Raw genomic sequence first — 5,072 nt, forward strand, 5'->3', positions numbered from 1 at the left:
GCCGAACGCACCCTGGAACAGCTCGAAGAGGTACGCGGCGGGGAACGCGATCCGGACCTGCTGGACGCCCGCTCGGCGGTGCTGTTCCTGCGTTCGGCCGTGCAGGAGGTGAATCCGAGCATCCGATTCGCCACCCGCACCTGGCCCGGCTACGACGACCTGCGCATGCCGGTGCCGACCGCCAGCACCCTGGCAGCCGCCCTCACCGAGGCCGTACGCAACAGCCTGCGCCACGCCTCGGTTCCGGGGCGGGAGGTGCGGCGCACGGTCACCACCACCATCAGCGCGGGCAGTATTCGCATCGTATTCACCGATGACGGAGCGGGTTTCGACCTCGCCGCGGTCTCGGCCGACCGGCTCGGCATCTCCATGAGCATCCTGGGCCGCATGCGCCAGCTCGCGGGCGGCTCGGCCTTCGTGGAATCGCAGCCGGGGGAGGGGACCACGGTGACACTGGTCTGGGGTGGCGATGGCTCACTCTGACGTTTCCGACAGCCGCTTCGGCCTCGGCGATCTGCTGGGGCTGCGCGGCGGCGCGGGCTGGTTGTTCCTGGTCATCCTGGAAGCCACCATCGCGCTGTACATGTACAAGAACTTCCATGGGGTGCCGTTCTGGTCGGCGCTGGCGGGTATGGCGCTCATGCTCGCGGCGGGTGCGCTGGTGATGGTGGTGCCCGTCGACCCGCTGCCGGTTCCGGTGGCATTGTTCGCGGCCGCCGCCGGACCCGCCTCGGCGGGGCTGACGGTCATGAGCCTGTCCCCGGGCGGGCAGTCGCATTCGGTGTGGACCGCCTACGCGAGCTCGTACGTGCTGGCGGTGCTGGTGCTGCGGGGGCGGGTGCGCATCGCCTGGGTGGGTGTGGCCGCCATCGCGGCCGTGGTCGCGGTCGCCGGGATGGGTCCGCAGTTGGAGGCCAGCGCGGTGGTCGGCTCCATCGTGCCCATCGGCACGGTCGCGGCGATCACGGTGTTCGCGGCGATCATGCGACCCATGCAGCGGTCGCTGCGGCTGTTGCGCGAGGAGGCCATGCTGCGCGCGGCCGCCGAGGCCACCATGTCGGCCGCCGACAACGAGCGCACCCGCCAGCTCACCCGGCTGGATCGGGTGGCGGGGCCGATCCTGGAGCGCATCGCCGACGGCGTGGAACTCACGGCCACCGAACGGGAGGAATGCCGCCTGTTGGAGGCCGAGCTTCGCGACGGGCTGCGGGCGCCGCAACTGGTGACCGATGAGCTGAGCTGCGCGGCGCGGGGTGCGCGATCGCGCGGGGTCGAGGTGGTGCTGCTCGACGACGGCGGTTTCACCGGTGTGCCCGAGTGGGTGCGCAAGCGGGTGATCGATGCCGCCACAAGGGAATTGGACGCCGCCAATACGGGCACGGTGACGGTGCGGGTGCTGCCGCTGGGGCGGCGGCTGCTGGCCACGGTGCTGGCGACCGGTCCGGAGCGCGACCAGCGCACCGAGATCGACACCGACGGCAAGGTCACGGTGGGCTGATCCGATCGGCTCGTCGGTGTGTCGGCCGGACGTCGCGGGCGCGACGGCGGGCCGTCACCGCCTCACTCGTCGTAGCGTCCGGAGCCGCCCTTGCGCATCTGGTCCCGCAGCGCGCCCTGCACGGCGGTCGACAGCCACGAGTTCAGCGATTGCCCGCTCTGTGCTGCGGCCTCCTCGGCGCGCGATTTGATCTGCTCGACCAGTCGCAGGGTGACCCGGCTGATATCGCCGGTGACCTCCTCGAAGGAGGGCTGTTCGGCATCGGATGCGGTCTTGCGCACATCCACGTGGGCGTCGGTGCCGTCGACGGAGACGTGCACGGTCCGATCGCCCAGCGTGGTGCTGATCTCGGTGGCCAGATCCGAGAGCGCGGCCAGCAGGGTCAGCCGGGCGGAATTCTCCGTGGCTGCGGCCAGCGCGGCGGCCGTGGCCTGCGTTTTCTCATCGCCGAGCGCGGCCGCGGCAATGAGGTCCTCGCGCAGGCGAGCGGTGTATTTGTTCAGGTCCATGACACCAGTGTGACGTCACGGATGACGCCACACAAGGAGTGAAATGATGTCAGGTACAACCCCCATTACACGAATCCGCATCCGACTGGCGGCGCTTCGGCGACAAGGGTGCGAAACCCATTCCTGCCACCGGGTAGCCTTCTGGCTATGACGAACGGTAATTCGACGCGAACCGAGCTGCACGCGTCCGGCACTGTCGGTGTCGCGATGGTGACCCCCTTTACCGCCGAGGGCAAGCTCGACGTCGATACCGGTGTCGCCCTCGCGTCCGATCTGTGCGACCGAGGCGTCGACCTGCTCGCCATCTCCGGCACCACCGGCGAATCTCCGACCACCACCGAGTCCGAGAAGTTCGACCTGCTGCGTGCCGTCGTCGACGCGGTGGGCGACCGCGCCACCGTCATCGCGGGCGCGGGCACCTACGACACCGCGCACAGCATCGAGTTGGCGCGCAACGCCCAGCGCGCGGGTGCCCACGGTTTGCTGGTCGTCACGCCGTACTACTCGCGGCCCTCCCAGGACGGGTTGGTCGCCCACTTCACCGCCGTCGCCGATGCCACCGATCTGCCGGTGACGCTGTACGACATTCCGCCGCGCTCGATCATCCCCATCGGGCCGGACGCGCTGCGGCGGCTGGCCGAGCATCCGCGCATCGTCGCGGTCAAGGACGCCAAGGGTGACCTCAACGCGGGTGCGGAGATGATCGCCGAGACCGGACTGGACTTCTACTCCGGCGACGATGTGCTGAACCTGCCCTGGCTGTCCATCGGGGCCGTCGGATTCATCAGTGTCATCGGGCATCTGGTGCCCGATCGGCTGCGCGCCATGCATACCGCCTACCAGGCCGGTGACATCGTCAAGGCGCGCGAGATCAATGCCAGCATGATTCCGCTCTATCGGGCCATGGCCCGTTTCGGAGGTGTTGCCATGACCAAGGGTGCCCTGCGCCTGCTCGGCGTCGAGGTCGGCGAGCCGCGCCTGCCGCAACTCATCCCGAACGACAGACAACTCGACGACCTGGCCGCGGACCTGCGCGCCGCGGGGGTGCTCGCATGAGCAACCCCATCGGTCGTCGCCCACGCCGTACCGCGAGTCGCGCCGCGGGAGCACCGGAACCGGTGCGGGAGCGCGACACCCAGCCAACGACCGTACCGACCAAGGAGGCCGCCGCGCCGACCAAGGAAACCGCCGCACCGGCTTCGACGTCCACAGTGACGCCGGAACCCGCTGCCGCACAACAAGAATCGAACGATCGCAGCCGAAACGAGCAGGAGGGCGGCCGATCCGGCCGCGGGCGCTCGTCCGACCGCAACCGGCGGGGCGGCCGCGGCCGCCAGTCGGGGCGGTCCGATCGCGGTGAACAGTCCGCGCCCCCGGTGCGCGATCCGCACGCCTTCGGCACTCCGCCCGCCGCCCCGCGCGGTGGCCTGCGGGTATTCGCGCTCGGCGGCATCGGCGAGATCGGCCGGAACATGACCGTTTTCGAGCATGACGGCAAGTTGCTCATCATCGACTGCGGTGTGCTGTTCCCGGAGGATCAGCAGCCCGGCGTCGACCTGATCCTGCCGGACTTCGGCCCCATCGAGGACCGCATCGACGATGTCGCCGCGGTGGTCCTCACCCACGGGCACGAGGACCACATCGGCGCGGTGCCGTTCCTGCTGCGCCTGCGCCGCGACATCCCGGTGGTGGGCGCGAAGTTCACGCTCGCGCTGGTGGCGGCCAAATGCCGCGAACATCGGTTGCAGCCCAAGCTCATCGAGGTCAGCGAGGGCGAGCACACCCAGCACGGGCCGTTCGACTGCGAGTACTTCGCGGTCAACCACTCCATTCCCGACGCGCTCGCGGTGGCGGTGCGCACGCCCGCGGGTATCGTCCTGCACACCGGCGACATCAAGCTGGACCAGCTGCCGCTGGATGGTCGCCTGACCGACCTGGCGGGCTTCTCGCGGCTCGGTGACGAGGGCGTGGACCTGTTCCTGGTGGACTCCACCAATGCCGAGGTGCCCGGATTCGTCACCCCCGAACGCGAGATCGGGCCGGTGCTCGATTCGGTGATCGGCAAGGCGCGCGGCCGGGTCATCGTCGCCTCCTTCGCATCCCACGTGCACCGCATCCAGCAGGTGGTGGACGTGGCGCAGCGCTACGACCGCCGGGTGTGCTTCGTGGGCCGGTCCATGGTCCGCAATATGCAGATCGCCCAGGATCTCGGCTACCTGGATATCCCGGACGGCCTGGTGGTCGAGCTGGACCAGGCGGCGAATCTGCCGGTGCACAAGCTGGTGCTCATCTCCACCGGATCGCAGGGCGAGCCGCTGTCGGCGCTCTCGCGCATGGCGCGCGGCGATCACCGCCAGATCAATATCCGCGCCGACGACCTGGTGGTGCTGGCGTCCTCGCTCATTCCGGGCAACGAGAACGCCGTCTTCACCGTCGTGAACGGCCTGGCGCGGCTCGGGGCCACCGTGGTGACTCAGCAGAACGCGAAAGTCCATGTCTCCGGCCATGCTTCGGCCGGTGAGCTGCTGTACCTCTACAACGCGGTGCGGCCCACCAACGCCATGCCGGTGCACGGGGAATGGCGGCACCTGCGCGCCAACGCGGCACTGGCGGTCGCCACCGGCGTGCCCGAGGAGCGAGTGGTGCTGGCGGAGAACGGCGTCGTGGTGGACCTGGTGGACGGCATCGCGAGCATCACCGGCAAGCTGCGGGTCGGCCAGGTGTACGTGGACGGTCTGTCCGTCGGCGATGTGGGCGAATCCACGCTGTCGGACCGGCTGGTGCTGGGCGAGGGTGGCTTCATCTCCATCACCGTCGCCGTCGACGAGACCACCGGAAAGGCCGTCACCACACCGGAACTCAACGGCCGCGGTTTCTCCGACGACCCGGCCGCCCTGGCCGACGCCCAGGAACTGGTGGAGGCCGAACTGCGCCGCCTGGCGGGTGAGGGCGTCACCGAGACGCATCGCATCGCGCAGAGCGTGCGCCGCGTGGTGGGCCGCTGGGTGGCCGATACCTACCGCCGCCGCCCGATGATCGTGCCGACGGTCATCGGCGTGTAGTCA

Annotated in this window: 5 protein-coding genes; 4 read left to right on the top strand and 1 reads right to left on the bottom strand. The window is 69.7% G+C overall.

What is annotated here, in order from left to right:
• A partial coding sequence (locus tag QK444_RS32405) for an ATP-binding protein (RefSeq protein ID WP_282785869.1) occupies window positions 1-483 on the top strand: 483 nt, incomplete at its 5' end.
• A complete protein-coding gene (locus tag QK444_RS32410; protein WP_282785870.1) occupies window positions 470-1,498 on the top strand; it encodes a hypothetical protein in 1,029 nt (342 codons plus the stop codon). The genes QK444_RS32405 and QK444_RS32410, both read left to right, overlap by 14 nt.
• 62 nt (window positions 1,499-1,560) lie before the next feature.
• Here the strand turns inward: QK444_RS32410 and QK444_RS32415 are convergent, their stop codons facing one another.
• Complete coding sequence (locus QK444_RS32415; protein ID WP_282785871.1) at window positions 1,561-2,007, bottom strand: hypothetical protein; 447 nt, start codon at window positions 2,005-2,007, stop codon at window positions 1,561-1,563.
• 147 nt (window positions 2,008-2,154) lie between these two features.
• Here QK444_RS32415 and dapA point away from each other — a divergent pair, with 147 nt between their 5' ends.
• A complete protein-coding gene (dapA, locus tag QK444_RS32420; RefSeq protein ID WP_282785872.1) occupies window positions 2,155-3,063 on the top strand; it encodes a 4-hydroxy-tetrahydrodipicolinate synthase in 909 nt (302 codons plus the stop codon).
• Window positions 3,060-5,069, top strand: coding sequence for a ribonuclease J (locus QK444_RS32425; protein WP_282785873.1), 2,010 nt, complete (start codon window positions 3,060-3,062; stop codon window positions 5,067-5,069). Before dapA ends, QK444_RS32425 begins: the two co-directional genes overlap by 4 nt.
• Window positions 5,070-5,072: the final 3 nt, after the last annotated feature.

This window comes from Nocardia sp. CC201C (assembly GCF_030010695.1).
GTDB lineage: Bacteria > Actinomycetota > Actinomycetes > Mycobacteriales > Mycobacteriaceae > Nocardia > Nocardia otitidiscaviarum.